Origin of the sequence: Schlesneria sp., from assembly GCF_036405755.1 — a bacterium.
Classification (GTDB): Bacteria; Planctomycetota; Planctomycetia; order Planctomycetales; family Planctomycetaceae; genus Schlesneria; species Schlesneria sphaerica.
In genome coordinates, this window is the sequence record NZ_DASWWZ010000579.1 from 1 (window position 1) to 4,540 (window position 4,540).

At 58.3% G+C, this 4,540-nt stretch carries 2 protein-coding genes; both read right to left on the bottom strand.

Features of this window, described 5'->3' with window-relative positions; all coding sequences use genetic code 11:
* Window positions 1-1,068: DUF1501 domain-containing protein (locus VGE80_RS19280; RefSeq protein ID WP_440593790.1), on the bottom strand; the 1,068-nt coding region annotated here is incomplete at its 3' end.
* Window positions 1,069-1,080: 12 nt separating this feature from the next.
* Window positions 1,081-4,455: a PSD1 and planctomycete cytochrome C domain-containing protein gene (locus VGE80_RS19285; protein ID WP_440593791.1), complete on the bottom strand. Its 3,375-nt coding sequence runs from the start codon at window positions 4,453-4,455 to the stop codon at window positions 1,081-1,083.
* Between the last annotated feature and the right edge of the window lie 85 nt (window positions 4,456-4,540).

Genomic DNA, 4,540 nt, shown 5'->3' on the forward strand with positions numbered 1-4,540 from the left:
CTGTCCCGCCAGTTGACGATGGTTGGCTTCGATCTGAGCATGGTTGTCCCAGGGCTGCCCCGCCCCGTGCCAGAGCTGCACGTATCGAACACCCCGCTCGAGCAGGCGGCGGGCGATCAGTGTTTGACGAGCATGCACCCCTTCGCCGTAAAGCTCCTGGATATGCTTGGGCTCGGGTGAAATATCGAATGCCTCTGCAGCCGCATGCTGCATGCGGAAAGCGAGTTCGAATGAATGGATCCGGGCCTCGAGACGACTGTCCGCACGGGAACTACGGTGTTCCGTATTCAGCATTCGCAGCAGATCAAGCTGCTGACGCTGCGTCGAAGCGGTCGCATGAGGGCTGTTGATGTTCTCAATCAACTTATCGATTTCTTTGCGCTGCGAATCGATATAGGTTCCCTGGTAGGCCCCGGGCAGAAAGCCTGATTGCCAGTTCTCGGTATCCTTGACGGGCAAACCGTTCGGACACATTGCAATGAAGCCGGGCAGGTTTTCGTTTTCCGACCCCAGCCCGTACATGACCCAGGCGCCGACGCTGGGACGGGGCTGGACGGAGTCCCCGCAGTTCATCAGCATGAGCGATGGTTCGTGATTCGGAACCTGAGCGTACATGGAGCGAATGACAGCGATATCATCCGCATGGGCCGCGGTTTTGGCGAAGAGCTCGCTGAATTCGAGTCCGCTTTGACCATACTTCTGGAATTTGAACGGAGACGGCAGCGCAGCGCCGGTTTTCCGTTCTGTAGTCAGGTTCATCGGCACTGGCTGGCCAGCGTATTTTTCGAGTGCCGGCTTGGGATCGAACGTATCCACGTGCGAGGGGCCGCCATTCAAGAAGAAATGAATGACGCGCTTTGCCCGACCGGGAAAGTGGGGCTGCTGTACGTGTCCTTTGTCAGCCGCAGCCGACGCTCCGCGGGCATATCGCCTCGCGTCGTCCGAACACAATCCCGCCAGCGCGAGCGCACCAATCCCCATCCCCGACCGCTCAAGGAGTGATCGTCGAGTCAGACGTGATTCCAGCGACTTCATCAAATCCATCATGTTCTCCCGGATCTCGCTCATCGCCGATTTTCGTCAGTCGACAAACATGAGTTCATTCGAAATTAGCAAGACTTGAGCAAGCTGCTCCCAACGATTGAGCTGTGACATCATGGGGCCGGTGAAATCCTGGGCCGAATCCCAGACCCGGGGCATTGGAGCGGCGTCCGGCGCATCACCTGACTGCAGGCGGACAACCATCGACCATTCGAACTGGTCATTGTTCAAATCGCCGTTGAGATCCACGACGAAATCCAGCGAATCACCTTCGTGCAGCTCAATCGACGTGACGTTCATCGGCTTCGTCTGGTTATGCGTTTCGAGCGAACTGACCGCTCCGTTCCGACTGGAGAAGACCCAGCAGCGAATCCCATTTCCGGCGGGCGTACTGTGAATCACAGTCGATTCAACAGAGTAGGTCCCCGCACGGGGCGCGACCCAGCGTCGTACGCAACAGTGCTGAAGGTCGTTCCCTGGATGTCCTCCGGTGGCTGTCAGTCGGGCCCATCCGAGTGCGGCATCAGGCCAGTTTTCGCCACCCTGCCAGGCGCTGCCGGTGTAGTGGGGGAGCGGAGTGAAGCTCATCAATTCTTTCGTTGCCGGATTGAGCTCGCCGTAGCCGTACTTCCAGGCCAGACTTTCAGTCCGCGGAGCCACATCTTCCCCTGCGGGCAGTTGCAGAAATGCCAGGGCCGTTTCGAGCTGTTTAGCAGTCGGTTCCCGCTGATAAACCCGTTGAAAGAGTCGAGTCACCTGCTGAGCATCCGTGGCACCGTCCTCCCGCACTGAGGACACCAGTGACTTCGACTGGCTGGCAACGAATGGATGGTTGAGCGCAAACAGTGCCTGCTGCGGTACGGTCGTTTCGCTTCGGGCTGGAATATGCAAATCCGGATTTGCGAAGTCGAAGATTCGCAGAGTCGCCGGCAGGAATTGCCGGTCAATCAATCCATACAACGTTCGACGACGATGCTGTGTCCCATTCATCGCGAAGATGTCGGAACCACGCCCTCCCGACTGAAGATCAAGTCGTCCCGAAGCCGCGAGCAACGTATCACGGAATTCTTCGAACGACATTCTGCGGACATTCATCCGCGAGAGGAGTTTGTTTTCAGGGTCAATCAGGCTGACCCGCTGCGCCTCGACAGGATCTGCAGGAGCAGCCGAGATCTGCTGGTATGTATTGGACAGCAGGATCAGACGATGAAGATGCTTGGTACTCCAGCCCCCGGTGATCAACTGCGTGGCAAGCCAGTCAAGCAGTTCCGGATGGCTGGGGGGCTCGGCTCGGATTCCGAAATCGCTGGGTGTTCGCACCAGTCCGACCCCGAAGTGATGTTGCCAGACACGGTTCACCCAGACGCGAGCGGTCAGCGGGTTCGAGGGATCAATAATGGCCTGAGCCAGTTCATGGCGGCCACTTCCCTGGGTGAATGGCTTCGGACTCGGCCCAGCAACGACAGAGACGAAGTGCCGCGACACTTCTGCCCCACGATTCGCCGGGTTACCACGTCGGAAAATTCGCGACGGACGAATCGAAGCCCGGTCGACCAGAGACAACGCGTGGGGTGGAGCAAGTGGAGACTGAATGATCCAGCGATCAACTTCTCCCTGCAACCGCCACAGCTCGGACAGTGTCCCCGTGTCGAACAGATACTCGATGGAAACAATGGGTTCATCGGGAATCAGACAGGGCGAACCCGGGCCATAGAGGACTTGCCGCAGCTCTTCTGCTTCCGGAGCCTCCAGCTTCGTCGGTTCGGGCAGACTGGCTCCCTTCGCCGCTTCGCTCGCTTCACGCCACTGCTGGTTCACTTCCTTGAACAGCTTGCCATATCGTTCGGCGACATCGCGCATATTGGTGGGAGCTGTGGCCAGTGCCTGGGCAACTCGGGAATTGACCGCAACCCCACTGGCAGCCAGTTCGGCCAGGACATCGCCACCTCGGCTGGCAAATTCTTCGGCCTTCAGTTTGGCGTACGCTCTCCAGGGAGCGAAAACAGGGTCAGTGACCCGGTCTTCCATGGCCAGCCAGCCTTCGATGCGCCGCACAGCGACCGGAAGCACGTCCGTCACTGCCAGAACCTGATCAAACCCTTCCTCGGGATATTTCGAAAGCTCCGTCTGCGCAATCAGGTATTCGTCAAATCGCTGTCGGAGTCGATCAGAACCTTCAATCCGCTTGGCGAGCATCGTGTCGCGCAGTGTCTGCTTCCGCTTTTCCAGCTCGGTTTCGAATGCCGCGTAGGCTTCGTCCCGTACGGCAGGCTCACCGGCAGCCGACAGCCGCTCCGTGGAGTTCATGAACACGCCGTAAAGCGAGTAATAATCAGCAGTTGGAATCGGATCATACTTATGATCGTGACAACGGGCGCAAGCCACCGTCAGTCCCATCGTGCCGCGGGTCACGACATCAATCCGATCATCGATGACATCGTGTGTTACGCCGAGGAATCGGCGACCGACGGTCAAAAAGCCCATCGCCGCAGCGGCCGAAGGATCGTGGGGGGCAGCCTGATCGGCGGCGATCTGCAGCAGCAGAAATTCGTTGTAGGGGAGGTCGCGATTGAATGCCTTGACGACCCAGTCCCGGTAGGCAGGTGCGTGAACCCAGACGCGTTCTTCGCGGCCGTAGACGTATCCCTTCGTGTCCGAGTAGCGAGCGACATCCAGCCAGTGGCGGGCCCACTGCTCGCCGTACTGGGGTGAATCCAGCAATCGCTCTACCAGCTTTGCGTAGCTGTCGGGAGATTCGTCGTTTTCAAACGCAGCCACCTCTTCTGGTGAAGGGGGCAGACCTGTCAGATCGTAAGTCACGCGGCGAATCAGTGTGCGGCGGTCCGCACGTCGTGATGGTGTGAGCGTGACGTCGTTCAGTTTTTGAAGTATGAACGCGTCGACTGGTGTCCGGCACCAGGGATCCTCTGAAACCGACGGCAGCGGTGGATTGCTGACAGGCTGAAACGCCCAGTGCGTTCGATATTTCTCTGCCAGATCGTCGGTTTGTGCGACGGAGGCAGGCCAGGGAGCCCCCATCGTCACCCAACGTTCAAGTGCTTCAATCTGCGGAGCAGAGAGCTTTTTATCAGGTGGCATCTGCAAGCCGTCGGCATGCCGCACAGCCTGGATCAAGAGGCTTTCAGCGAGATTGCCGCCTACGACAGCGGCACCGCTCTCGCCCCCCTTGAGAACTGCTTCGCGAGAATCCAGACGAAGGCCACCAAATTGCTTCGTTGCCCCATGACATTTCTGGCAGTTTTCGATCAGGAGAGGGCGAATCTCTTTCTCGAAGAAATCCATCGCGGATTCTTCGGCCCCGTTGACGAGAGCTGGCACAGTGCTGAACAGACACCATACGAGTGTTAAACGAATCATCCCGGAGCGGTTGCTCGTCGCAAACAAGTCTCTCATCAATTCGTCACCGCCTATTTAACTTTGGACATTGCACCGCGTCAAAATTCGGGGAGTGGCACGAAAGCGATGACAGCGTTCTCAC

Bases quoted from the DNA above. Each gene is read 5' to 3' on its own strand.
- VGE80_RS19285 (WP_440593791.1), bottom strand. From the start codon at position 4,455: ATGAGAGACTTGTTTGCGACGAGCAACCGCTCCGGGATGATTCGTTTA.